This window comes from Streptococcus criceti HS-6 (assembly GCF_000187975.2).
Taxonomy (GTDB): domain Bacteria; phylum Bacillota; class Bacilli; order Lactobacillales; family Streptococcaceae; genus Streptococcus; species Streptococcus criceti.
Genome location: NZ_AEUV02000002.1, coordinates 1098821 through 1125747 on the forward strand (window position 1 = coordinate 1098821; position 26927 = coordinate 1125747).

22 protein-coding genes and 2 pseudogenes are annotated in these 26927 nt (G+C 41.4%); 19 read left to right on the forward strand and 5 right to left on the reverse strand.

Translation table 11 applies throughout. The annotated features are described in order from the left end of the window. The first annotated feature begins 68 nt into the window (after positions 1-68). A complete protein-coding gene (locus STRCR_RS05275; RefSeq protein ID WP_004228575.1) occupies positions 69-761 on the forward strand; it encodes a YwaF family protein in 693 nt (230 codons plus the stop codon). Positions 762-1241: 480 nt separating this feature from the next. On the opposite strand, the gene STRCR_RS05280 is transcribed toward STRCR_RS05275, so the two are convergent. Next, positions 1242-1535 carry a hypothetical protein gene (locus STRCR_RS05280; RefSeq protein ID WP_004228617.1) on the reverse strand — a complete coding sequence of 98 codons (294 nt, stop codon included), beginning with the start codon at positions 1533-1535 and terminating at the stop codon, positions 1242-1244. Between the two features lie 524 nt (positions 1536-2059). Here STRCR_RS05280 and STRCR_RS05285 point away from each other — a divergent pair. Next, complete coding sequence (locus tag STRCR_RS05285; RefSeq protein ID WP_004230008.1) at positions 2060-2641, forward strand: DNA-3-methyladenine glycosylase; 582 nt, start codon at positions 2060-2062, stop codon at positions 2639-2641. 625 nt (positions 2642-3266) lie between these two features. Here STRCR_RS05285 and STRCR_RS05290 read toward each other — a convergent pair. Beyond that, positions 3267-3560, reverse strand: a complete 294-nt coding sequence (locus tag STRCR_RS05290; protein ID WP_004227807.1) for a hypothetical protein — start codon at positions 3558-3560, stop codon at positions 3267-3269. Between the two features lie 42 nt (positions 3561-3602). Next, entirely contained in the window at positions 3603-3818 is a 216-nt protein-coding gene (locus tag STRCR_RS05295; RefSeq protein ID WP_040804474.1) for a bacteriocin, read from the reverse strand. Between the two features lie 430 nt (positions 3819-4248). Here STRCR_RS05295 and STRCR_RS05300 point away from each other — a divergent pair, with 430 nt between their 5' ends. The 17 genes and pseudogenes from STRCR_RS05300 to STRCR_RS05375 all read left to right on the forward strand — a co-directional run bounded on the left by STRCR_RS05300 (position 4249) and on the right by STRCR_RS05375 (position 24313). Beyond that, positions 4249-5910, forward strand: a complete 1662-nt coding sequence (locus STRCR_RS05300) for a ribonuclease J (protein ID WP_004225589.1) — start codon at positions 4249-4251, stop codon at positions 5908-5910. A gap of 64 nt (positions 5911-5974) precedes the next feature. Further along, positions 5975-6676, forward strand: a complete 702-nt coding sequence (locus STRCR_RS05305) for a hypothetical protein (RefSeq protein WP_004226186.1) — start codon at positions 5975-5977, stop codon at positions 6674-6676. A gap of 13 nt (positions 6677-6689) precedes the next feature. Beyond that, positions 6690-7691, forward strand: a complete 1002-nt coding sequence (locus tag STRCR_RS05310) for a hypothetical protein (protein WP_004227603.1) — start codon at positions 6690-6692, stop codon at positions 7689-7691. 17 nt (positions 7692-7708) lie between these two features. Further along, positions 7709-8494, forward strand: a complete 786-nt coding sequence (locus tag STRCR_RS05315; protein WP_004228400.1) for an alpha/beta hydrolase — start codon at positions 7709-7711, stop codon at positions 8492-8494. Positions 8495-8606: 112 nt separating this feature from the next. After that, positions 8607-9323, forward strand: coding sequence for a matrixin family metalloprotease (locus tag STRCR_RS05320; RefSeq protein WP_004225779.1), 717 nt, complete (start codon positions 8607-8609; stop codon positions 9321-9323). An 8-nt stretch (positions 9324-9331) separates the two neighbouring features. Then, positions 9332-9700, forward strand: a complete 369-nt coding sequence (locus STRCR_RS05325) for a hypothetical protein (protein ID WP_004229177.1) — start codon at positions 9332-9334, stop codon at positions 9698-9700. Positions 9701-9878: 178 nt separating this feature from the next. Beyond that, positions 9879-11804, forward strand: a complete 1926-nt coding sequence (locus STRCR_RS05330; RefSeq protein WP_004227713.1) for an ABC-F family ATP-binding cassette domain-containing protein — start codon at positions 9879-9881, stop codon at positions 11802-11804. 181 nt (positions 11805-11985) lie between these two features. After that, positions 11986-12954, forward strand: a complete 969-nt coding sequence (locus STRCR_RS05335; RefSeq protein WP_004227570.1) for a thiamine pyrophosphate-dependent dehydrogenase E1 component subunit alpha — start codon at positions 11986-11988, stop codon at positions 12952-12954. Between the two features lie 47 nt (positions 12955-13001). Continuing rightward, positions 13002-14000, forward strand: coding sequence for an alpha-ketoacid dehydrogenase subunit beta (locus tag STRCR_RS05340; RefSeq protein ID WP_004229834.1), 999 nt, complete (start codon positions 13002-13004; stop codon positions 13998-14000). A gap of 115 nt (positions 14001-14115) precedes the next feature. Continuing rightward, positions 14116-14244 (forward strand): annotated as a pseudogene (locus STRCR_RS12505) (biotin/lipoyl-containing protein); the annotation flags it as partial. 204 nt (positions 14245-14448) lie between these two features. Continuing rightward, positions 14449-15486 (forward strand): annotated as a pseudogene (locus STRCR_RS05345) (dihydrolipoamide acetyltransferase); the annotation flags it as partial. Between the two features lie 189 nt (positions 15487-15675). Further along, entirely contained in the window at positions 15676-17442 is a 1767-nt protein-coding gene (gene lpdA / locus STRCR_RS05350) for a dihydrolipoyl dehydrogenase (RefSeq protein WP_040804883.1), read from the forward strand. A gap of 130 nt (positions 17443-17572) precedes the next feature. Then, positions 17573-18562 carry a lipoate--protein ligase gene (locus STRCR_RS05355; RefSeq protein ID WP_004225874.1) on the forward strand — a complete coding sequence of 330 codons (990 nt, stop codon included), beginning with the start codon at positions 17573-17575 and terminating at the stop codon, positions 18560-18562. 199 nt (positions 18563-18761) lie between these two features. Continuing rightward, positions 18762-20609 (forward strand): GbpC/Spa domain-containing protein, encoded by a 1848-nt coding sequence (locus STRCR_RS05360; RefSeq protein ID WP_004229295.1) that lies wholly within the window; start codon positions 18762-18764, stop codon positions 20607-20609. Positions 20610-20854: 245 nt separating this feature from the next. Further along, positions 20855-21469, forward strand: coding sequence for an SGNH/GDSL hydrolase family protein (locus tag STRCR_RS05365; RefSeq protein WP_234944257.1), 615 nt, complete (start codon positions 20855-20857; stop codon positions 21467-21469). Positions 21470-21841: 372 nt separating this feature from the next. Continuing rightward, positions 21842-22075, forward strand: a complete 234-nt coding sequence (locus STRCR_RS05370; RefSeq protein ID WP_004227542.1) for a hypothetical protein — start codon at positions 21842-21844, stop codon at positions 22073-22075. A 324-nt stretch (positions 22076-22399) separates the two neighbouring features. Then, positions 22400-24313 carry a GbpC/Spa domain-containing protein gene (locus tag STRCR_RS05375; protein ID WP_004229733.1) on the forward strand — a complete coding sequence of 638 codons (1914 nt, stop codon included), beginning with the start codon at positions 22400-22402 and terminating at the stop codon, positions 24311-24313. A 428-nt stretch (positions 24314-24741) separates the two neighbouring features. Here the strand turns inward: STRCR_RS05375 and gatD are convergent, their stop codons facing one another. Continuing rightward, positions 24742-25530 (reverse strand): lipid II isoglutaminyl synthase subunit GatD, encoded by a 789-nt coding sequence (gatD, locus tag STRCR_RS05380; RefSeq protein WP_004225284.1) that lies wholly within the window; start codon positions 25528-25530, stop codon positions 24742-24744. Next, positions 25530-26873: a lipid II isoglutaminyl synthase subunit MurT gene (gene murT / locus STRCR_RS05385; protein ID WP_004227235.1), complete on the reverse strand. Its 1344-nt coding sequence runs from the start codon at positions 26871-26873 to the stop codon at positions 25530-25532. The genes gatD and murT overlap by 1 nt, the downstream gene beginning before the upstream one ends. Positions 26874-26927: the final 54 nt, after the last annotated feature.

Sequence of the window (26927 nt, forward strand, 5' to 3'; positions counted from 1 at the left end):
CGTCGAATCTCCTATTTTAACTGTGTCCACGGAGGCCCTTTGTATCTTAGATAGAGGAGATAGCTATTGTGACAGAATTTTGGCAGAATTTTTTTACGACTCAGCAAACAACCGTACCGATCATTTCGGGCTTCTGGTATGGCATGATTATTTTGGGGATGGCTTTTTTGATTTGGCTGTCCTATCGTTATCATCAAAATGTCACTTATATCCGCCTTTTTAAGGGGATCCAATTGGCTCAATTATTAGCACTCTATGGTTGGTATCTAGTTTGCCGTATTCCGCTGGACTACAGTCTGCCTCTCTATCATTGCCGCCTAGCGATGATTGGGCTCGTTTTTTTGCCAGATAGATGGCCGTTTAAACAGTACATCGGTCTGATGGGATTTAGCGGGGCAATTTTTGCCTTGGGTTATCCAGTCATGGATCCTTATACCTTTCCGCATATTACAGGAATTTCCTTCTTGGTTGGTCACTTTGCTCTCTTTGCCAATAGCTTGACCTATCTGCTCAATTACTTTAACAGGGATAATCTCAGTCTGACTGGGATTGTGGCCTATACTTTTGTGCTGAATCTCTTCTTGGTGGGAGTGAATCATCTGACAGGAGGAAATTACGGCATTCTGCGAGAACCCCCTTTTATTGATAATAGTAATGTCTGGTTCAATTACCTTGTTGTTTCAAGTATTCTGAGTCTGGCTTTGGTCTTGACAGAACTTGGCTTTAGACGATTTAAGAAGGACGCTATAAAAATCCATTAAAAAATCTCTCGTCTTCGGATCAGTTCACTTTCCTTGAAATGAGGGGGGTTTTCTATTTTCCTTGGTTCTGGTAAATGGATGATGGCTCAGGCAAGTATGGGCAGGCGATAGCACTGAGAGTTTGCTCTAATCCTGATTAAAATAGCTTTTGCTATCAGTCTTTATCTCAGTAGTTGAATAGCTAATAAAGGTTACAGGGCAGGCTGATAGTGATAAGTCTTATAAGTTACTCTGACCACTGGGAATAAAGCCTGCTGTCCTTGAAAAATAGTCAAAAATATAAAAAGTCCAGTCCCAGTGTAGCGGTTCCAATCCCTACTAAACGTAAGGGCTTTGGAGAAAAGCTATCGTTTTCATGGTGATTGTCTCAGGTAGGAAGTTAAAAATTTGTTGACTGTCTAACACTCACTACAATTATAGACAAGTAGTTAAAGTGAGTAGGATATTTATTTAACCTCATTTAGGAATTACTAATTTTTACTAGTCTCCCTCAATCACACTATAATCTTTTTTGAATTTATTTGGACTAATAATTCTTTCGTTGGTTAGGTCGATGATATCTCCGATATAGGCAATGGCGTAAATGCTATATCCCCAGTTAGTAGTTGTTTCTTGCTCAAGGTAGAAAAAGACTGGGAACCATAATCTGAAGTCTTTTATTATCCTTCCATAGCAGTTGCTTTTTGGCAAATGCCGAAGTAACCCAATCAGGGTAGGCTTCTGTTCGGCTAATTCTCCAAATTTGGGCGGTTTTTCCTTTATTAAGACCTTCATAAAAAATGTGCCTCTTACTTAAGTAATTGTGATAACAGAAAGCTAAGGAATACAACTATTTGGAGTGCCACCATTGCCACATGGAGAACAGGTATTACTTAGATGTCTTATCACTCGTCCGTTTTAAAGTAACACTCCCATCCTATGCTTGAGCAAGTCCAGCAAGGAGTGCTCCAAGATATCCATCTTTCACTTGTGCTAAGCTTTTGTCGCTAATTACTTCAAATTTTTAATCGTTTGTGTTTTCATTACAGGACCTCTATTTTTTATAGATTTGTTCGGTAACCAAAAGTGGTATACTAACCTCATGACAACCGTATACGAAGAACGCTAAAGCTTAACTGAGACAGTTTTAAGCTGTGAAAAATTATCGGTCAATCAATTGCAGCAGTTTCATGCGATGATTGATGAGCTGGGAGGTAACTTTTGCAAAAAACAACCGATTTGTTCTTTATGTCCTTTGCGACCACTTTGTGACTTTTATAAGGCTAAGTATGAATCTGAGGTATTGAGGTAGATATGACATGGAAAATAGTTTTGAGCATTTGATGTTTAGTGATACTGTAGCTACGGCTAAGGCTTTGCTTGGCATGGAGCTCTATTTAGAAGATAAACTGATTGGAAGAATCGTAGAAACAGAGGCTTATCTAGGCGCTAAAGATAGTGCCTCTCATAGTGCAGGTGGTAAGCGGAGTAAGAAAAATGAATCTATGTATCTTTCTGCTGGTCATTGGTATGTGTATCAAATGTATGGACATCACATGCTTAATTTGGTTACCAAAGAAAGCGGTACTGCCGAGGCTGTACTGATTCGTGCGTTAGAAGTTGAAGAGGAGCAATCAGTTGCCAATGGGCCAGGGAAACTAACTCGCTTTGCTCACATTACTCAAGGCTTTGATGGTCAACCTATTGATAATTGTGCTTTATCACTAAAGGAGGGTGTAAAACCTGTATGTATTGATAGCCGTGCTAGAATAGGTGTAACCTGTACAGATCATTGGAAGACAGAGCCGCTTTGCTTTTATGTTCGAGGCAATAGACATGTTTCGAGGATAAAAAAGAAAGGCCTATTGATGGACAATGATACTTGGTTGCCCAGTGATTAAAGGCTTATGTGGAAGAGCAGTTTTATCAGTATCTTATTTGCCATTCTTGCATGAAGTTAGCAGTTTCATAATATTTCAAGCTCACAGGGATTAAATTATGGGTTAACCAGTCAGAGATCCCTATAGTTTTCGCATATTACAAGGCTTTCTTTATTGGTTGATTACTTTGCCCTATCTGTTCAATCACTTTAAAAGGGATAATATTAGCCTGACTGGGATTGTGATTGTGGTTTACACTTTTGTGTTGTATTTCTTCTTGGTGGGGGTGAATCATCTGATGAGAGGAAATTACGGTATTCTGCTAGATATCCCCTTTCTTGATAAATAGGAATATCTGGTTCAAGTCCTTATTGTTTCAAACATTCTGAGTCTGGCTTTGGTCTTGACTGGACTTGGTTTTAGATGATTTAAGTAGGATGCCATAAAAATTAATTAAAAAATCTCTCATCTTCGGATAAGTTCACTCTTTCCTTGAAATGAGAGATTTTTCTATTTTTCCTTGGTTCTGGTAAAATGGATGATGGCTCAGGCAAGTATGAGCAGGTATACAGCCAGAATAACCAGATGGTTCCTTTTGTCCTCTTTTATTAGTTACCAAGAACAAATCAATTAGCTACTATTTTTACTAGTCTCCATCAATCACACTATAATCTTTTTTGAATTTATTTGGGCTAATAATCCTCTCGTTGGTTAGGTCAATGATATCTCCGATATAGGCAATAGCGTAAATGCCGTATCCCCAGTAGTGATCGTTTCTTGCCCAATGAGGAAAAAGGCTAGGAACCATAACCTGAAGTTTTTTATTATCCTTCCATAATAGTTGCCTTTTGGCAAACGCAGAAGTAACCCAATCAGGGTAGGGTTCTGTTTGACTAATTTTCCAAACTTGAGCAGTTTTTCCTTTGTATAAGACCTTCATAATAACTCTGCCTCTTACTTAAGTAATTGTGATAAAAGGAAGCTAAGGAATGCAACTATTTGGGGTTCCACCATTACCATACGGAGAGCAGGTATTACTTGAATGTCCTATCACTCGTCCGTTTAACTGATCCAAAGTAACACTCCCATCGTATGCTTGAGCAAGTCCGGCAAGGAGTGCTCCGAAATATCCTCCCTTCACTTGTGCTAAGCCTTCGTCGTTAATGACTTCAAATTTTTTAATCGCTTGTGTTTTCATTACAGAACCTCCTATTTCCAATAAAAGTTCAACATTATGATTTCTGAGTTAAGGTAAGCAACGATGACTTTTTTAGCTTAGCATGCTTAGTATCTAAAGAAATCTATCTGTCTGATATATCTGACACGGTTATTGTAGCATAAAATGAAAGCGCCAACATACAAATGTCATGAAAAGGCTAAAATAAGTCGTGAACGGGATTTTATTAGAATAATCTGTGGTTTTTAATTATGTTTTTCTATACTAGAATCCAACTTGACCATCTCCTTCCCCCGACGGTTTGCTTCTATTTATGCTATAATACAAGGGACTGTAATTCGACTTAGCTAGGCCAGTCATAGAAATTGGATCAGTTAAGGACCGTTGGTAAAGAATAAGATGATAGTTTGGTCATCAGCAAGAATAAAATATTTTAAAGGAGTTTATCACCATGAGTGATATTAAAATTATTGCCCTAGGTGGGGTGCGTGAAAATGGTAAAAACCTCTATCTAGCGGAGGTTAATGAGTCCATTTTTGTTTTGGATGCTGGGCTCAAGTATCCTGAAAATGAACAGCTGGGGGTTGATGTGATCATCCCTAACATGGATTATTTGGTTGAAAATAGGAAACGCGTGCAAGGGGTCTTCCTGACTCACGGGCATGCGGATGCCATCGGTGCCCTGCCTTATCTTTTGCAAGATGTGCGGGTTCCTGTCTTTGGTTCTGAGTTGACCATTGAATTAGCTAAATTAGTGGTTAAGAATAATTCTCAGGTCAAGAAGTTCAACAACTTTCATGTGGTTGATGCTGGGACGGAAATTGAATTCAAGGATGCGCTTGTTTCTTTCTTTAGCACTACTCACTCTATTCCTGAAAGTTTGGGAATTGTCTTGGGGACTGATCAAGGAAACATTGTCTACACTGGGGACTTCAAATTTGATCAAGCAGCTAGTCCGGGTTATCAGACTGACTACGGCCGTTTGGCTGAAATTGGTCGCGAAGGTGTTCTGGCTCTCTTGGCGGACTCAGCCAATGCCGACAGCAAGGTGCAGGTAGCCAGTGAAGCAGAAGTTGGCGAAGAAATGGATGATGTCATTTCGGATGTTCAAGGACGCATTATTGTTGCTGCTGTTGCCAGCAACTTATCTCGGATTCAGCAGGTCTTTGATGCAGCTGCCGAGTACGGCCGCCGCGTTGTCCTGACAGGATTTGATGTGGAAAATATTGTTCGTACAGCTATTCGTTTGAAAAAACTAAGTATTGCTGATGAAAAGCTGATTGTAAAGCCTAAGGACATGCATAAGTATGAAGACCATGAGCTGATTATCTTGGAAGCTGGTCGGATGGGGGAACCAATCGAGGGGCTCCGCAAGATGGCTATTGGTCGCCACCGGTATGTGGAAATCAAAGATGGTGACTTGGTTTACATCGTTACCACCCCTAGTGTTGCTAAGGAAGCAGTTGTGGCACGTGTGGAAAATATGATCTATAAGGCTGGCGGTTCTGTGAAGTTAATTACACAGAATCTGCGCGTGTCTGGTCATGCTAATGGCCGTGATTTACAGCTTTTGATGAATATTTTACGTCCGAAATACCTCTTCCCTATTCAAGGGGAATATCGGGAATTACAAGCCCATGCAGATTTGGCTGAAGAAATCGGTATGCTGCCTGAAGACATCTATATCATGAAGCGAGGAGATATTATGGCTCTGGGTAATCAAGGCTTCGTGCATGAAGGTGGTGTTCCTGCCAGCGATGTTATGATTGATGGGAATGCCATCGGTGATGTTGGTAATATTGTTCTGCGGGATCGCAAGATTCTTTCTGAGGATGGTATTTTTATTGTTGTTATTACGGTCAACAAGAAGAAAAAGACCATCGTTTCCAAAGCCAAAGTCCACACCCGTGGTTTTGTCTATGTGCGTAAGAGCCGTGATATTTTGCGGGAAAGTGCAGATTTGGTCAATAAGACGGTGGAAGACTATTTGGCAACCGATGGTTTTGATTGGAGTGAGCTCAAGGGTTCTGTTCGTGATGAGCTGGGCAAGTTCCTCTTCGATCAAACCAAACGTCGTCCAGCTATTTTACCAGTGATTATGGAAGTGCGATGAAGATAGGTAAAGGGCGAGTTTTCTCGCCTTTTTCTGTCCTACTAAAAATTTAGGAGGTCGATTAATGAAAAAGAGACTTGCCCTAGGGGCATTAGTAGTGCTTAGCTCTCTTCTCTTATTGAAAGGTGAAAAGGCAGTTTCAGTAAGAGTTTCTCAAAAAATGCCTGAAAAGGTTGAAATTAGCAATAGTAAGGGGACTTATTTAGCGAAAACATCAGAAGTTGAGGTTGGGAAAAATACAAATTTACCAGAAGGTTTCTATGAAATCCGGAATTTAGCTAAGAATGAGTCAGATCATATTCAGATTACCCGCGATGGAAAAAATCTGGTAGATGGTTTAGAATTAGTAGCTGAAGATGATATTCGTTATGCAGATACTAATCGCTTCTTGATTCGTTTGAAAAGGGGAGATCGGATTAAAACTTCTGCTAGGCAACTCCTTTTTAGTCGCTATGATAAGTCAGCTGCTAAATTATCTGGAGGAGTGCCAGCTGGTTGCTACGAAGTTGGCAAGGATGTGATGATTGATGACTCGAAAACTATGATTCTGAACCTCAAAAATACTGCACATTTTGAAGGAACTGAGGATAAGTTTTGGCTGATCTCTGGCGGTCAGAAAAAGACATATATGACGAAATTTGTCAATAAAAATACTTGGAATGAAGAAATTCATATTTTTGATCAGTCCGGCAAGGATTTGGGACGCTATCTCAACCTTAAAGAGGGGGATATTGTGATTTCTTATACGTCTATTCGGATTTACTAGAGGAGGTCGAGCAATGAGAAAATGGAAAATTATGCTTTCCATCTTTGTTTTAAGTTTCTTTGCGCTGTCTTTAGGTTTGCTAGGCTTTAGTTATTTTGATGGTATTCATTCGCAAAAACAATTTGAAAAAGAATACAAGGACTTGTTTAAGGGAGATTGGTCTCTAGTCGTGAAAAACGACCCTTATGCCAAAGATTATCTGGAGAGTTCATTTACCTGGTCTAAAAAGAAATTGGCACATGAGTTGATTGATATCGATGAATATGAATACGATGAGACTCCCAGACCGACTAAGAAAGCTAGTATTGGTCTAAGCTATAAGGCACGTAGTAAGGAAATGGTTTTTAAAGGTGATCAGCTGGCTTCCTTTGCCAAGTGGTTTGACTTTAAGAAAAAAGTTTTCGGCCTTAAGAAGATTGTTGCCAAGGTGGACCGATTTGACGGGCAAAACCTCTATCTGACTCTAGAAGCTAAAGGAAGTTGGGGAAAAACTTTGGCAAGAAGGAAGGATCTAATGACTAAAGCAAGTCTGGATGATGATTATAATACAGGTTGGCGATTGCCCCAAGACAAGTCAAAGAGGGTTAAAACCGTCAAATATGATCAGGTCTATCAGATTGGCAAGGAGCCGACTTTTATTACATTTCTGAAGGATTCCCACTATATTATTTACAAAACCACCTACCTCTACAATGATGATCAGGATTATCAGGATGACTTAGCTGAAGGATTTCAGATGGAAATGGGTCTCTATCGAAAAACCAGTGATGGCATTCATATTGGCTATGGTGCTCAGTCTATTGTTGGTCAGAGGGACTATAAAAATAAGAAACTGACATCTAAGAAAATCCGTTTGAATACTAGTTACGATAAATCTAAACTATTAAAACAAAAGTCGGGCTTTTGGACCTTCCCTGATCCAGAGAGTTATGAGTGGGAAGATACAACCGTGCATCTGTATCGGACTAATCGAAAAATCCCAACATCCATTAAAGATCTAAAATCATTTTCATAAATACTAAGGAGTCAATTATGGCATTTTTTCAAATCGAATATCATTCAAAGGTTCTTGGCTTTGAGCGTCAAGTCAATGTTATTTATCCAGATAGTTTTGAGCTGACTCAGGAAGAAGCAGACAGTAAAGATGTTCCCGTTCTCTATCTCTTGCATGGTATGGGGGGAAATCAGAATTCTTGGCAGAAGCGGACCAATATTGAACGCCTTCTGCGTCATACCAATCTGATTGTCGTTATGCCCTCAACGGACCTAGCTTGGTACACTAATACGGCTTATGGTCTCAAGTATTTTGATGCAATCGCTAAGGAACTTCCTCAGGTTATGCAGCGCTTTTTCCCAAATATGACGACTAAGAGAGAGAAAACCTATATTGCTGGTCTCTCCATGGGCGGTTATGGGGCTTATAAGATTGCTCTTTTAACCAATCGATTTGGTTATGCTGGTTCTTTTTCAGGTGCTCTCAGTCTGGATATGGATAGTCTGCAGAATGATGTTGATGAGAATCTAGATTACTGGCAAGGAATTTTTGGTCATCTGTCTGCTGCGGATATTGACCGACATTATTTGGCTAATATGGTAGCCTCTCACGATATGAAAACGAAATTCTACGCTTGGTGCGGACAGGAAGATTTTCTTTATCAGGCTAATGAAAGGGCTGTATCCGATTTTAAAAAGTTGGGCTTGGATATCACTTACAGCACAGCGCCTGGTAGGCATGAATGGTACTATTGGGAAAAGCAGCTAGAGGTCTTTTTACGCTGGTTACCGTTGGATTACCATGAAGAGGAACGCTTATCCTAAGTTTACACTCCCCTAACAAAACAGTGACAGCCGGGCTGTGGCTTGTGTTTTTAGGCTGAGCCTGCTATACTTGGGGTCACTTAAAAGATTAATGAAGAGGGAGAGAATAGTTATGAAAAGTTTTTTCAAAATTTTATGGGCCATTCCTAAGGCAGCTCTCAGCTTCATTTGGCATTTTTTCTGGGGCTTTATCAGAACTTTGGCCATCTTTGCCATCATTGTTTTTGGTTTGGCTTGGTATGCTAATCATAGTCAGTCTCAACTTGCGCAAACCGTACAGACTGGCTTGACTAACGTCACTAGCCATTTTTCACCTAAGGCTAATTTTAAACAAAATCTTCAAAATTTGGCGACTGATGCAGCGTCTGATCACCAAAACCAAGGGGCTCGTTGGGAGACCAACTCAGCGACAGTCTATCTTGATTCAACAGATTCAACCTTTGTCTCAGCCTATAAAGAAGCCATCACAGCTTGGAACGATACCGGTGCTTTTACCCTCAATCTTGTATCGGATAAGGAGTCGGCTGATATCGTTTTGACGGATCAGTCGGATAGTTCCAGTCAGGCAGCAGGTGAAACTAAGACGACAACGGAATCTTTAACGAATCGCATTACTCATGCTGATGTCTATCTCAATTCTTATTATCTGCTCAATGATGCTTATGGCTACAGTCAGGAAAGAATTGTCAATACAGCAGAGCACGAATTGGGCCATGCCATGGGACTGGATCATAATGACAGTCAGGCCTCAGTTATGCAGTCTGCAGGTTCTTATTACTCTATTCAGACGGTTGACATTGATGCTCTGCAAAAACTTTATGCGAACTAGGAGTGCTTATGTTTTCTGTGTTGAAAAATTGGGCTGGCCGTTATCCCGAACAAGCCTTTCTACTAGTTTTTAATAGCGGGGTCTTTGTCTGGCTGCGGCTGGCTGGGTTAGCGATTTCGAATAAGCTGGCTTTAGGTTGGGATCATCTGGCTCATTTGCCCAATTGGTTGGTTAATTTGAGTCAACATAGTCAGGCTGGCTTGCAAGGCTTCTTTGGTCATACGGCTATCACTTGGCTGATTGTGTCTATGATTTTGACCTTGTTGCTGCATTTTATCAAAGGTTTGATTAAATTCTTACTTTTTCTGGCTATTGTCGCAGCCGGTATTTATTTGGTTTATCGCCATCAAAGTATTCTGGGACAGTTACCAGGTTAACATAAGATTAATAGCTAAATGACTGCAACTCCTATTCTACTGGGGTTGCTTTTTTGTTTGCCTTTTTTCTAGTTTAACAGATAGCAAGGCTATAACAGTATAGAAGCAGAAAAAAGCATTCCTCATTCTTACCGCTAGCAAGAGTGCCTGAAGAGCTGATTTTTGCTATAATGATTCTATGATTATTTTACAAGGAAACAAGATTGAACGCTCTTTTTCAGGAGAGGTCCTTTTTGAAAATATTAATATTCAGGTTGAAGAGAGGGATCGGATTGCTCTGGTCGGCCGCAACGGGGCTGGAAAATCGACCCTGTTGAAGATTTTAGTGAAGGAAGAAGCCCCAACAGCGGGTCAAATTAATACTAAGAAAGACCTCAGTTTATCCTATCTGGCTCAAGATAGTCGTTTTGAATCTGAGGATACCATCTATGATGGCATGTTGCGGGTCTTTGAGGACCTATATCAGCAGGAAAAAACTCTGCGGGCTATGGAAATGAAAATGGGAGAGCTGTCTGGTGCAGAGCTGGATAAGCTCATGCAGGATTATGACCGTCTCTCTGAAAACTTTCGAGCACAAGGCGGTTTTACCTACGAGGCTGATATTAAGGCCATTTTGAATGGCTTCCAATTTGATGAGTCGACTTGGCAGACCCCAATTTCGGAACTATCTGGTGGTCAAAACACTCGTTTGGCTCTAGCTAAGATGCTTTTGGAAAAACCTGAGCTTTTGGTTTTAGATGAGCCTACCAACCATCTGGATATTGAGACCATCGCTTGGCTGGAGAATTATTTAGCCAATTACCAAGGGGCTTTGATTATCGTCAGCCACGACCGCTATTTCTTGGATAAGGTAGCAACGGTGACTTATGATTTGACGCCTCATTCGCTGGATCGTTATGTGGGGAATTATTCCGCATTTATGGATGCTAAGGCTGAGAAATTGGCCAGCCAGGAGAAGGCCTATGAAAAACAAGCTAAGGAAATTGCTAAGCTGGAAGATTTTGTCCAAAGGAATATCGTTCGAGCTTCTACGACCAAACGGGCTCAAGCTCGACGCAAGCAGTTGGAGAAGATTCAACGACTGGATAAGCCTCAAGCCCAGCAGAAGTCAGCCAATATGACCTTCCATGCGGATAAACCGTCTGGCAATGTCGTTCTGACCGTTTCGGAGGCTGCTATCGGCTATGATAATCAGATCTTGTCCCAGCCCATTAATTTGGATGTTCGTAAATTTGATGCTATTGCTATCGTTGGCCCCAATGGTATTGGCAAGTCTACCCTAGTTAAGTCTATTGTTGGTCAAATTCCTTTTATTAAGGGGGAGGGACGCTATGGAGCTAATGTTGAAATGGGTTATTATGATCAGACCCAGTCTAATCTGACTCAAGCCAATACCGTTCTCGATGAGCTCTGGAATCATTTTTCGACCACACCGGAGGTAGAAATCCGCAATCGCTTGGGGGCTTTTCTTTTCTCAGGCGATGATGTCAAGAAGTCTGTGGCTATGCTTTCTGGTGGTGAGCGGGCTCGTCTGCTTCTGGCCAAGCTTTCCATGGAAAATAACAATTTTTTGATTTTGGATGAGCCGACCAACCACTTAGATATTGACAGCAAAGAAGTTTTAGAAAATGCCTTGATCGACTTTGATGGGACCCTGCTCTTTGTCAGTCATGACCGTTATTTTATCAACCGAGTGGCCACCAAGGTGTTAGAAATTTCGGAAACTGGTTCTAAGCTTTATCTGGGAGACTATGACTACTATCTGGAGAAAAAGGCCGAGGAGGAGACCTTAGCCCAGTTGAACCAGACAGAAGAAGGAAATCTTAAGCACGATCAGCCTGTCTCTACTGGTTCTGTCAATGATTATCAGGCGCAAAAAGCTAATCAAAAAGAGGCCCGCAAACTGAATCGCCGTATAGAACAGGTGGAAAATGACTTAGAAAGTATTGATCATAGGGTTGCAGTCATTTCAGAGGAAATGGGGCAAACAAATGACGCTCAAGACTTAGTAGATTTGCAGGCAGAGCTCGATAAACTCACCCAGCAGCAAGACAATCTTATGCTAGAGTGGGAAGAATTGAATGAACAGTTAGAAAAAATTTAGTAAAAGGTTCGGATTCCTCGTCCTTAGATTTACGGTTGGACGGGGAATTTTTTAGTTTGTGAAAAAATATTCAATTTTGTTTTGAAATCCCTTTCTTTATTGTGATATCAATGAGCGTCTTTTTTGCAGTTTGTGAAATTTTTGGATAGAATAGGCTTATAAAGGATTATGGGAGGTCGTTATGACACAACTTTCTAAAGAACAGTTATTAGACTTGTACTTGAAAATGGAACGCATTCGTGAGTTCGATACGCGTATTAATAAATTAGTTCGTCGTGGCTTTGTTCAAGGGATGACCCACTTCTCAGTGGGTGAAGAAGCAGCCAGTGTGGGTGCTATTGCTCATCTGACTTACGACGATATTATTTTCTCAAACCACCGTGGTCATGGTCAGTCTATCGCTAAGGATATGGATTTGAAAGCTATGATGGCTGAGTTGGCCGGTAAGGCTACAGGTGTTTCAAAGGGGCGCGGAGGTTCTATGCACTTGGCCGACTTTGAAAAGGGTAACTATGGGACAAACGGCATCGTTGGCGGTGGTTATGCGCTCGCAGTCGGTGCAGCCCTTACCCAACAGTACAATGACACTAACAATATCGTCGTAGCTTTTTCTGGTGATGGAGCGACCAACGAAGGGTCTTTCCATGAGTCTGTCAATATGGCAGCAACCTGGAAGCTCCCGGTTATCTTCTTCATCATCAATAATCGCTATGGCATCTCAATGGATATCAACAAGGCGACAAACACCCCTCACCTCTATACCCGTGCAGAAGCTTATGGTATCCCAGGTTACTATGTCGAAGACGGTAATGATGTCATGGCTGTCTATGACAAGATGAAAGAAGTTGTCGACTATGTCCGTGGGGGCAATGGCCCAGCTATTATAGAGGTTGAGTCTTACCGCTGGTTCGGCCATTCAACAGCCGATGCTGGTAAGTATCGCAGCAAGGAAGAAGTAGATAGCTGGAAGGCGAAAGACCCGCTTTTGAAATTCCGTGACTTTGCGGCTAAAGAAACAGATATCACAGCAGAAGAGCTGGATACTATCCATGAGCAAGTCGTTAAAGAAATTGACGATGCCTATGAATTTGCTCAAAATAGTCCGGATCCAGAGCTTTCAGTAGCTTTTGAAGATATCTGGGTGGATTAAGTTGTAATCATTTTTCGAATGTAGTTGATAGATTAATGGAGAACACAATGACAGAAACAAAAACTATGGCCTTGCGCGAAGCTGTAAACCTCGCCATGACCGAGGAAATGCGCAAAGATGAGAAAATTTTTTTGATGGGTGAAGATGTCGGTATCTACGGCGGTGACTTTGGTACCTCGGTCGGTATGTACGAAGAGTTCGGGCCAAAACGTATCAAAGATACGCCAATCTCAGAAGCTGCTATCGCTGGATCAGCGATCGGTGCCGCCATCACAGGATTGCGTCCCATCGTGGATATTACGTTTATGGATTTCTTGACGATCGCTCTTGATGCGATTGTCAATAACGGTGCTAAAAACAACTATATGTTCGGTGGCGGTCTCAAGACCCCTGTAACCTTCCGTGTGGCGTCAGGTTCTGGTATTGGTTCAGCAGCCCAGCACTCGCAATCTTTGGAAGCTTGGCTGACCCATATTCCAGGCATCAAGGTGATTGCCCCTGGTAACGCCAATGAAGCCAAGGGACTCCTCAAATCAGCCATTCAAGACAATAATATTGTGGTCTTCATGGAACCAAAAGCCCTCTATGGCAAAAAAGAAGAGGTCAGTCTCGATCCTGATTTTTACATCCCGCTTGGGAAAGGTGATATCAAGCGAAAGGGAACTGATATCACTATCGTAACTTACGGTCGTATGCTTGAACGTGTCCTGCAGGCTGCTGACGAGGTAGCAGCACAAGGTATCAGTGTTGAAGTTGTAGACCCGCGTACTCTCGTGCCACTTGACAAAGAATTGATTGTCAATTCTGTTAAAAAGACTGGTAAGGTCATGCTGGTCAATGATGCCTACAAGACGGGTGGTTTTATCGGTGAAATTGCTGCTATGATTGCTGAGAGCGAAGCCTTTGATTATCTTGATCACCCGATCGTACGTTTGGCTAGTGAAGATGTACCGATTCCTTATGCGCGTGTTTTAGAGCAAGCTATCTTACCAGATGTCGAGAAAATTAAGGCTGAAATTATTAAAATGGCAAATAAAGGAAATTAAGATCATCACTCTAACCGTATTAGAAAGGATAGTAGCAAGCCTGCTCAGAAAGCGTCGTGCTTGCAAAAGATAGATTATGGCAGTAGAAATTATTATGCCCAAGCTCGGTGTTGATATGTCTGAAGGCGAAATTATCGAGTGGAAAAAACAAGAGGGTGATACTGTCGCTGAAGGCGATATACTTCTTGAAATTATGTCGGATAAGACCAATATGGAAATTGAAGCTGAAGACTCTGGTGTTTTAGTCAAAATTGTCCACCCCGCTGGTGATACTGTACCCGTTACCCAAGTTATCGGGTATATCGGTGAGGCTGGTGAAGTGGTTGAGGCTGGTTCAGCAGGTCAATCAGCCTCGGCTGCTGCTCAAAAAACAGCATCGATGACAGTTCCTCAAGAAGCGCCGCAAGCAACTGAAACTCAAGCAGAAGTGCCAGCAGATCCCATTACCACCGCCAAACCACAAGGTTCTGGCAACGTTCGTGCGACCCCAGCAGCACGTAAATTAGCAGCCAAGCAAGGAATTGACCTTAGCCAAGTTTCAGGTACAGGCCCCCAAGGGCGTGTTCACAAGGATGATGTGGAAAACTTTAAGAGTGTTCAGCCTAAGGTAACACCTTTAGCTCGTAAGATGGCAGCTGATTTAGGTATAGACTTGACAAGCATTTCTGGTACAGGAATCTTTGGTAAGGTGACTAAGAAGGATATTTTAGATGCTAGCCACGCAACAGCGCCAGCTCAAGCAGCTACACTAGCCCCAGCAGCACCTAAAGCAAGTCTTCCAGAAGGTGTTGAAATCCAGCCAATGTCTGCCATGCGTAAGGCTATTGCTAAAGGGATGACTAATTCTTATCTGACAGCACCAACCTTTACGCTTAATTACGATATTGACATGACTAACCTTATGGCTCTTCGTAAGCAAGTGATCGATCCTATCATGGAAAAAACTGGACAAAAAGTGACTTTTACAGACCTAATTGGTTTAGCTGTTGTTCGTACGCTTATGAAGCCAGAGCACGAATACCTCAATGCTTCTCTAATTAATGATGCCAAGGATATCGAGCTGCACCGCTTTGTCAACCTAGGCATTGCTGTTGGTCTCGATGATGGTCTCATTGTACCAGTCGTTCACGGTGCGGATAGGATGAGTCTGTCTGAATTTGTCGTTGCTTCAAAAGATGTTATCAAGAAAGCTCAGGCTGGTAAGCTTAAGGCAGCCGAAATGTCTGGTTCAACCTTCTCTATCACTAATTTGGGAATGTTTGGAACCAAGTCCTTTAATCCAATCATCAATCAGCCAAACTCAGCTATCTTGGGTGTGGCAGCAACAGTGCAGACACCTGTTGTCATTGATGGTGAGATTGTTATCCGTCCAATCATGCAGCTCTGCTTGACCATTGACCACCGGATTGTCGATGGTATGAATGGCGCTAAATTCATGGTAGACCTCAAGCACGTCCTTGAGAACCCAATGGAACTGTTGATTTGATTAGAAATAACGAGATAGGTTATCAGTAGAAGAACCGTTAAACAAAATAAAGAAAGGATGTAGAGCAAGAGGAAGAAGGAACTGAACCCGAGCAGAAAGCTCAGAAAAAAGATAAATCGTTTGGGAAATCAGGATTTTCCACGATTTCCTAGATTCAGTCGTTTTCTTTTCGCTCTTGGTATCTTAAATATGGCAGTAGAAATTATTATGCCTAAGCTCGGTGTTGACATGGCCGAAGGCGAAATCATCGAGTGGAAGAAACAAGAAGGTGACACCGTCCAAGAAGGTGATATCCTCCTTGAAATTATGTCCGATAAAACCAATATGGAAATCGAAGCGGAAGACTCAGGCGTTCTTCTGAAAATCATTCACCCAGCAGGTGACACAGTGCCTGTTACAGAAGCGATCGGCTATATTGGTGCAGAAGGTGAAGTTGTGGATACTGGTGCTGCGTCAGTCCCTACTTCCCCAGAGCCAACCGTCGAAGAAGCAACAGCTAATTTGGAAGCTGCAGGTCTGCAAGTTCCTAAGGCTCTGGTTCCTGATGCTGTACCAGCCTCTGCAGCTTTAGCTGATGATGAGTATGATATTGTTGTGGTTGGCGGCGGGCCTGCTGGTTACTATGCTGCTATTCGTGGTGCCCAGCTAGGCGGAAAGATTGCTATCGTTGAAAAAGGAGAGTACGGCGGTGTTTGCCTCAATAAAGGCTGTATTCCGACCAAGACTTATCTGAAAAATGCTGAAATTTTGGATGGCTTAAAGATCGCTGCGGGCCGTGGTATTAATTTGGCATCAACTAACTATAGCATTGATATGGATAAGACTGTCGATTTTAAAAACTCAGTGGTTAAGACATTGACCAGTGGTGTTCGCGGTCTCCTCAAGGCTAACAAAGTCACCATGTTCAACGGTTTTGCTACCGTAAATCCTGATAAGACCGTGACAATTGGCTCTGAGACGATTAAGGGGCGCAGTATTATCTTGGCAACGGGTTCAACAGTCTCTCGTATCAATATTCCGGGCATTGATTCTTCGTTAGTGTTGACCTCTGATGATATTCTAGACCTGCGTGAAATGCCTAAGTCTCTAGCCGTGATGGGTGGTGGCGTTGTTGGTATTGAGTTAGGTCTAGTCTGGGCCTCTTATGGTGTTGAAGTTACTGTTATTGAGATGGCTGACCGTATCATTCCTGCCATGGATAGAGAAGTATCCAAGGAACTAGAAAAAATCCTGACTAAGAAAGGCATGAGGATCAAGACACAAGTCGGTGTTTCTGAAATTGTGGAAGCTAACAATCAGCTGACTCTTAAACTTAATAATGGTGAAGAAGTGGTGGCTGAAAAGGCTCTTCTATCTATCGGCCGAGTACCACAGTTAAAAGGTCTGGAAAAACTTGATTTAGAAATGGAGCGCGGCCGTATTAAGGTTAATGATTACCAAGAAACTTCTATTTCTGGAATTTACGCACCGGGCGATGTTAATGGTATCAAGATGCTGGCCCATGCTGCCTACCGCATGGGTGAGATTGCTGCTGAAAATGCTATTTGGGGTAATGTTCGTAAGGCTCATCTTGATTATACACCGGCCGCCGTTTATACGCATCCGGAAGTGGCCATGTGCGGTATCACAGAAGAAGATGCCCGTCAGCAGTACGGCAATATTTTGATCGGTAAGGCTAGCTTTACTGGCAATGGTCGTGCTATTGCCTCAAATGAAGCTCAAGGTTTTGTAAAAGTCATCGCTGATACTAAGTATCATGAAATCCTCGGTGTTCATATTATTGGCCCGGCTGCTGCTGAAATGATCAATGAAGCTTCAACTATTATGGAGAATGAACTGACCGTTGATGAATTGCTCCAGTCTATTCATGGACATCCAACCTTCTCAGAAGTACTTTACGAAGCTTTTGCTGATGTGCTTGGTGAAGCCATTCATAATCCACCAAAACGTAAATAATAGGCTACTGTGGCTCATTTATGTATAATAATGGAAGAAAGAGTTCTGATTGATTCGAACTCTTTTGTTTTGGAGTGTGCTGAAATCACCATATCCATAAAATTTTATTCAGATGTGAGGTTTTTACTAAATGAAATATATCGTTAATAAATCTAATAACCCTGCCTATAATATTGCCTTGGAAGCGTATGCCTTTCGAGAACTCGTTGACGAAGATGAGCTTTTTATCCTTTGGATTAATGAACCCGCTATTATCATCGGTAGGCACCAAAATGCTATTCAGGAGATCAATAAAGAGTATACAGATGCACATGGTATCCATGTTGTTCGTCGTTTATCAGGTGGTGGTGCTGTCTACCACGATCTTAACAACCTCAATTACACAATTATTTCTAATAAATCTGATGAAGGCGCCTTTGATTTTAAAACCTTTTCGGAGCCTGTAATTGCAACATTGGCTGATCTGGGGGTCACAGCAGAGTTTTCTGGTCGTAATGATCTTGAAATTAATGGCAAGAAAATTTGCGGGAATGCTCAAGCCTATTACAAGGGACGGATGATGCATCATGGTTGCTTGCTATTTGATGTAGATATGACCGTGTTAGGCAATGCTCTGAAAGTAAGTAAAGATAAGATTGAGTCCAAAGGGGTCAAATCTGTGCGTTCCCGTGTGACTAATATTCTAAGTGAACTGCCAGAGAAGATTACAGTTCAAGAGTTTTCTGATAAAATCTTGGACAAGATGAAAGAAATGTATCCTGATATGACCGAGTACGTCCTCAGTGATGATGAGCTAGCCAAAATTCAAAAATCCTATGAAGAACAATTCAATACCTGGGATTGGACTTATGGTCAGGCACCAGAATATACCATTGAACGTAATGTTCGCTATCCTGCCGGTAAGATTAACATATTTGCTAATGTTGAAAATTCGATTATTAAAGGGATTAAGATTTACGGTGATTTTTTCGGTGTCTTGGATGTTGCTGCTGTAGAGAATATCTTATTGGGGTGCCGATACGAATATATGGATATTTTAGAGCGCTTGAAAACGGTGGATATCAGTCGCTATTTCTCTGGTATGAGTGTTGAAGAAGTCGCTAAAGCAATTGTAGTTTGATAGAAAAATTACACCAAAATAACAAATATTACTTTGGAAATACGAAAATATTGAGTTTTTTTATAAAATATCCTTAAACGCCTCCTGAGATTGATTTTTAATAACTAATTTGTTACACTGTTTGACATAGCAAATCTTTTACAAATAAAATAATTTTGTAACAATTGCTAAATTTCTATAATCAAGAAGGGTTATTAAAATGGGAAAGAAGAAATTGACTCAGTATTCACTTCTTAGCGGTTTAGTTTTAACTTCAATCGCTGCTGGCCAACAGGTATTGGCTGATGAAGCAACTGATACAACTGCTAATACAGCAGCTGATAATCAAGCGTCACAAGTTGCGACTACTGGACCTCAAGTTAAAGTTGTTGATCAACAAACTGAAGGTAACAAAACAACGACGACATCAGAAGTTACTTCACCTGAGTTGACTCAAGCTGTCAATGATGTTAATAACTTCAATGAAGCTAACAAACCATCAACTGGCAATACTGATAAAGGTGATGTCAACAAAGATGGGGCTCAAGATGCTAATACCACACAATCAAATGTAGTTGTTCCGCCTGTAACTATTTCGCAAGGTGAAACTAAGACTTATGATACTGTTGAAGAAGCAGATGCTGCTAATAAGGCGCAAGCTGAAGAAGTTAAAAATACTTTGACTCAGTATCAAAAAGATGTTGCTGATTATAAAGAAAAATTAGCTAATTACAACAAAGAAAATGAAAAGTACATTGCTGATAAGGCTGCTTATGATGAAAAAGTTAAGGCTTACAATGACTACCAAGCTAAAGTAAAAGACCTATCAAATCCTGAAAACGCAACAGTTGCTAAGGGACTTATTTATAACAATGAACCAAACGCAGTGGTTTCTATTGACGGTGTTAGCCAATATGTGACTAAAGAAGCACAAGCTAACCACGTTCAAGATGAAATTCTTCAACAATTTAATACGGATAAGTATCCAGGATCTGACTTCACATCAGAAAATCCATACGCTAATAATGAAGATGCATGGTTCAAGATGAATGTTGGTGATACCGTTACGGCTACTTACACTGGCCTTGAAAATGCAACTTACCTTGGTACTAAGATTGGTAAGGTTGTCGCAACTTATAAGTTGAACAGTACGACTAGCAATGATAACACTGCTATTGTAAAACTTTATCATGACCCAACCAAGACAATCTTTATTGGTGCTCAAACATCAGATGATCCTTCTAAGGAAATCACTGCTGATTTGCAAGTGAAGTTCTACGATGAAAATGGTCATTTGATTAATATCAATGGTGACAACTCAGTTATCAGCTTGTCTTCACTCAACCACTGGACAACTGAATACGGTGATCACGTTGAGAAAGTTCTTAACATTGGTGAGAATAAATTTGTTGGCTTTAAAGATTCATCTGTTAAGATTAATCCTGATGGTGCTATTTATTCACCATCTGATAATGAATTTGTTGCTAATGGTGCAGCTCTCAATAGTGACGGTGAAGACGGTTGGGATAAGATCAATCCAGATGGAGAAAAACGGACCAAAACATCTGCTTATGGTGCCGCAGCAATGACTTATAATGGTGAGCCATTCACCATTTCAGCTTCTGGTAACAATGTTGGAGTTCCAACAGCTATCTGGTTTGCTGTGAACTCCTTGGCTGTTAAAGCTCCGGGTGAAGCTCCAAAAGAACCAGAGAGACCTAAGCTATCTGCTGTGAGCGTTAAGTATAACAAGGCTATTGTTAAGGCGGTTGCTGAAATGCCAACTCCAGGACAACCAACGCCGCCAACACCAACAACACCAGGTGAACCAACGCCTCCTACTAGTCCGGAACCTCCTAAGTCACCAGCACCTTCGCCAGCTCCTAAAGTGCCAGAAAAGCCTGTTACAGCTGCTCAAGGTGCCCAAGCTACTCCAACGATGCAGAAAGCTCAAGCTCTGCCGCAAACTGGTGATGCTAACAGCTATGGTGTTGCTGCCTTCGGTGCTGGAATTCTAGCCTTCTCTACTTTAACACTTCTTGGAAGTATGAAACGTAAAGAAGACTAAGCTCAGTTTCTATATTGATAAAATACTTAAAAGATCTGCTCGTCATTTGGATGGTGGGTCTTTTTTATAGACTCTCTGTCAACTTGTAGTGGGTGACTTATAGCTAGACACGAGAAGAGCCTTTTTATTAGGGCTTCCAGCTTTTCTAAGAAAACCACCGGCTAAACTGGTGGCTGATAAGGCTTCTAACTTCCATTTATTGATTTATAATGGTCAATTGCTAATTTTTTTGCTAGACTAAACTTATGATGTTTGAATCGAGAAATAATCCTGCGCTTACTAATCATCAAGAGGAACGGTGCCATCAGTTTCAGACTGAGAAGGTCAAAGAGGCCAGTGTCCTGTTTATGGGAGATTCCATTGTTGAATTTTTCCCTTTGAAAAAATATTTGGGGCATAATTTTAATTTTGTTAACCATGGTATTGCTGGTATTTCGGCCCATTGGCTGGCTGATCATATTCCAGAAGTTTTGGGACATCAGGAGCCCGATAGAATTTTTTTGCTGATTGGCACCAATGATATCGGTATGGGATATGATGTGCCAGCTATTGCTGAAAAAATTGAAGAATTGATCCATCATGTGCAAATGGAAGCTGTTGGCTGTCCTATCTCGCTCCTATCTGTTTTGCCGATAAATGAAGCAGAAAGCTATCAAGCTAAAGTTAAAATTCGGCGCAATCAAACTATTCAAGCTTTGAACCGAGAGCTGCAGAACATACCAGCAATTGAGTTTATTGATGTTTACGATACCCTGCTTGATGAGCAAGGTCAACTAGCAGAGCTGTACACTCAGGAAGGGCTACATTTAACCCAAGAAGGTTACAAGGCTCTATCAAAAGCCCTGAAACCTTACCTTTAAATAGGATCAGCCTGAGTTAGGCAAGCTTGTAAGGGATTACTAGGTGGGATAAAGGCACTTTTTAAAATCCTTTTTTGAAATGAGGTGTTTTATTTAACTGCTAAGATTATTTGTTTCTGATGATGCTAGCAAACCAGTTGACTTGAGTGATACTGGTTATGAACATCTTGAGTCTGCTGCTAGTACTTTTACTTTGGTGTCTCTCATTTTAACAGGTCTTAAATACAAAGAGAATACCTCTTCTGTATAATTCTCAAGCCCAAAGCTTTCAGTTTCTAGCTGGAGGCTTTTTAAATTTCTTTTTTGCGAGAAAAGTGGTAGACTACTAGGTCAGAACGAAGTGTAAATTTTCAAAAAGGGAGGAAATCAGAGATGACAGCAGATGAAAAAATTTTAGCTTTGGTAAAACCAGAATATATGGAAAGAATTCCTAAAATGTTTCGGGGACATGCCACCAAGGCAACGATAAAAAAGATTGCTCAGGAACATCCAGACCTTTATGCTAAAGCAGAGGAAGCTGGGGAATTACCAGATGACTTGGCTCAAGAATTGTCTAGCATTATCAATGGTATCTTTGAAGCTAAGATGAAAAAGCACAATTTCTAAATCTTTATTTTGCTTTGAAAGTCAGTTCAGTTTGGGACTGGTTTTTTTATTTTATTCAGCCTTGGTGGAGTGGCAGATGCAGACAATAATGATGAGAAGAAGATGCTCAGCAAGGCGAACAAAGTCAAAAAATCATTTGAAAGTTAAAGAAATTTTTATTATAAAATAATTTTGTAAAACAAATTAGTTTACAAAACAATTACGGAATGTTACGATAGGAAAGATGAGATAACGATTCAATGTGTGAGAGTGTTGAACGAGTTATGGGAGCTCATCGAATAAATAAACTTTTTTAATTTTAATTATCATTGGGAGGATAATGAAATGTCAACAAAAAAACTCAAGAGCTACACGCTCTTTAGTAGCCTGCTTTTGGCTACCGTTTTTGCAACGAATACAGCTTTTGCTGATGAAGCTGCAAACGGCAGCGATCAAACGAATCAGTCAGCGGTGTCACAGGAGCAAGCAGCACAATCTGGGCAAGTTCAAAGCGGTCAAAGCCAAGAGGCTCAAACTGATAGCAACAATCAAGCAGTGCCTGTCACTGATCCAACCGTTACAGAAATTGGCAAGCAAGATAATGGTGATGGAACATCAACTACGACGTCAGAAGTGACTTCACAAGATTTGGAAAAAGCGAAGGCAGATGTTTCTCAGTTTAATGAAGATAATAAGGCTGCTGTTAGTCCAGCTGTAATTCTTTCAGAAACTGGCATGAAAGAACAGCCTTCGGTAGAAGCAGCACATGCTGATAACCAAGCACAGGCTAAGGCGGTTGAAGACGCGTTAGCAGCTCAAAAAGGAAAGCTTGACCAATATAAAACTGATATGGAAAACTATCAGCGTGAGCTTGATAGTAAACCAGAAGCGGATAAGAAATATCAAGAAGCCTTAGCTAAGTATGAAGAAGATCGTAAGGAGTACGAAGCTCAAAAAGCTGCCTACGAAGAATACCAAAAGCTAATTGCTGAAGGTATTGATGCCGGTCGTATTGAGAAGGCACAAGGTTTGATTTACCAAAATGAACCAAATGCTACTATTGCCTTGGAAGGTGTTAGCCAGTTCTTGACTAAAGAAGCTGTTGCTAAGCACCATACAGATGGTATCTTAGATCAATTTAATACTGACAAGTACCAAACTAACGGTACATATAATGCTGATGAATTTACCGACCAAAATCCAACAACTGGTCAAGAAGATGTTTGGTTCCGCATTCAGGTTGGCCAAACCATAACAGCAACTTACACTGGACTAGAAAATTCTTATTACGATGGCAAGAAATTGAGCAAGGTTGTCATCGACTATACACTTAATAGCACAACCAATAACGATAATGATGCCTTGGTTAAACTTTTCCATGATCCAACAAAGACAATCTTTATTGGGGCACAGACATCTAAGGAAGGCCGTGGTGATAAGATTAGTATCACTATCCACCCAACCTTCTTCGATATTGATGGAAACCGAGTTGATTTGACTAACAACAAGGCGATCATGGGCTTATCTTCCCTTAACCACTGGATTACTGAATACGGTAATCACTTGGAAGCGGTAGAAGTGGGTGATAATGAATATATCCAAATTCCAGGATCATCTATTCAAAATCACAATGGTTCAGCATATTCAGAGAAAGATAACCAATACAAGACTAATGGTTCCGCCTTCAATGGTGACGGTGAAAACGGTTGGGATGCTATTAATGATGATGGCACTCCACGGTCTAAATCAGCTTTCTACGGTGCCGGTGCTATGACTTATAAAGGACAACCATTCACAGTTACTGCCGGAGGTAACGATCAGTACCTGCCAACAACTATTTGGTTCTCTGCTAACTCAGTTGTGTCAGTACCGAAAGATCCGGGGCAGGCTCCTGAAAAGCCAGAACCAGTTGAAGATCCTAAGAAGCCTGAAGCTCCCAAAACTTTGGAATTAACTTGGCATAAAAATATTGTCAAGGAAACTGCAGTGAATCCGATACCGGTTATTCCAATTGTTCCGACAACCGTTACAACTGTTAAAACACCAGACCCGCAGCCTCAGCCACAAACACCGACCACTCCAATTCCAGTGAAGATGGCTGAACCAAAATCTGTTGCTGCCCCAGTTCAAAAGCAAGCAGCCCTTCCACAAACGGGAGATTCAAATGGTTATGGTCTTGCGGCCTTCGGTGTTGGTATTGTTCTCTATGCTGCTCTTACTCTACTTGGTAGCCGTAAAATGGATGAACATGAAGACTAGACTAAGTAAGCCTAAGAAGTAGTAGTAGAGGATGTCTTACGTTAAGATTATAAAAACTTCCATCTCATAAAAGGTGGAAGTTTTTGCTTTCAAAAAAGTTTCAACAAGCAGTCTTAATAGCAAAGCAAAAGCCCAGCAAATTCTTGGGCTTTCCTCAATATCTAAATTTAAAAGTGGTGATAGGGGTTCGGTCTTAGAACTTGTATTCACATTTTTTGACAGTTAGCCTTATGTGGTAGGGACGCAAGTGACCTCCTAACAGAGTTTCATTGCTCATTTTCAAGCCTAGGGTCTTGAAAATCCCCTTGACGATTAACTTAAATAGAGGCAATCGTCTTTTTATCACGGCGGCAACTGTCTGTTTTGAGCGACCTTATGGTCGCTTTTTCCAGCTGACGCTAAGAATTTAAACTTGTGAATACAGTTTCTTATTTTTCAAACTCCGCCTTGCTTTTAACGTCTGCGTATTCTTCGGGAACTTCTTGGGCTAAGATGTCGTCATAGCTGGCAAGCTTGACGTCTTGACCGTATTTGTTTTGTAGCGCTGTTGTAACTAAGCGATAGGCAAGGTTAGCATTGCGGGAGAGGATTGGGCCGTGGAAGTAGGAGCCGAAGACATTCTTGTAGTGAACCCCCTCGGTGCCATCTTCTTTGTTGTTACCATTACCGTAGAGGCAGATGCCTAAAGGCTTTTCATTATTGGCAAGGAAGGTGCGACCTTGATGATTCTCAAAACCATAGTAAGTTTCATCAAATTCCTCGTTGTGAATCTTGATGTCACCGATGTAGCGGTTGTTTTCTTGGTTGAGGGTATAGTGACCCATGACACCGATGCCGTCGATTTTTTCACCATTGGCTTGGACGTAGTATTGGCCTAATAATTGGAACCCCCCACAGATAGCTAAGAGAACACCGTTGTTTTCGATATAGCGACCGATGGCGTCCTTAATGCGAGGGAGGTTTTGGGCAACAATAGATTGCTCGTAGTCCTGACCGCCACCGAAGAAAACCAGATCGTAGTAGCTGTCGTCAAAGTCGTCATCCAAAGAGACAATATCGACAGAGACCTTGGCTCCCAACTTTTCAGCCACGTATTTGAGCATAAGGATATTACCGTTATCACCGTAAGTATTCATGAGGTTTCCGTACAGGTGGGCAATATGAAGCTCAAAATCATAGTCTCGATAACTAGGAGACTGTAAGGAGGTATAAACCATTAGTGCATCTCCTTTCCAACAGCGTGATGGCTGGCCAAAATTTCTCTGAATTCCAGCATGGCTGTGTAGGTGGCCAGAATATAGGCGTGCTCTTCATCTTGTTGTTTAATCAAGGTCATGATGTCCTTGAGGCTCTCAGCTTGGGTAATTTTATCTTCTGGATAACCAGTGACCCGCAAACGTCTGGCAATTTCAGAGTGGCGGACACCACCGGCATTGATTTCTGGAATATTCATGTCTAGGATAGCCTCGAAATTAGCATCCCATATCCAGCTGGTATCAATACCGTCGGCATAATTGGCATTGAGAAGAACGGAGAGACTGAAGGGATAAGGTGCTAATTTAATCATATCTAGGGCTTGGCTGGCACCAACAGGGTTCTTAATCAGAACCAGAGTACAGGACTTATCACCAATTTTAAAGGTTTCTTGACGCCCAAAGACTGCTCGGCTTTTATCGAAACCAGCTTTAATTTGACTGGACTCAACACCAAAGAATTCGGCTACAGCCACGGCAGCTAGGGCGTTGTAGATATTGTAGAGGCCGCCAACATTGATTTTATAATCCTGACCATCAATGATGAATTTAGAGGTTGTATTGGTGATTTCAGTCAACTTCGTAAGCACATAGTCTAATTTTGGCCGTTCAAAGCCACAGTTAGGGCAGACATAGTCTCCTAAATTGGCATAGGTATTGAGACGGTATTCCAAAATATGCTGACACTTGGGGCAGAGGGTGCCTTCGGTGTTATAGTGAGCCTGTTTAGTCTCCCCTTTGTCTGTGGCAAAACCGTAGAATTGCACAGGGTTGACAACCTTTTTGGAATGAAAGAGAGGGCTGTCCCCATTGGCCAAAATAGTAGCTTGGGGAGCTTTGGCAGCTCCATCTAAAATCATCTGGTAGGTTGTGTAAATCTCTCCGTAGCGATCCATCTGATCGCGAAAGATATTCGTAAAAACAAAGAGGCTAGGAGTGATGTAATCTGTGATTTTTGGCAGACTAGCTTCGTCAATTTCCAGCACGGCAATTTTCTTGCCAGACTTGGCCTTCTTAGCTGTCAAAAAGGTTGAAGTGATACCAGTAATCATATTAGCACCGCTTGGATTGGTTACAACTTCCCCAAAGGCCTCTTTGAGAATACCGACAGTCAAGGCGGTTGTTAGAGTTTTGCCATTAGTTCCCGTTATGACCACGATTTCGTAGTCCTTAGCAATGCTATCTAAAATATCCTTATCAAATTTTAGGGCTAGTTTACCAGGCAGAGTCGATCCTCGTCCCATCTTACTGAGCATAAAATGCGCTGACTTTCCCGCCGTAATCCCTAGTAATGTTTGTAATTTCATAAGGATATTTTATCATAAAAAAATAGTCCAGTGGACTATTTTTTCCCGAAGCAT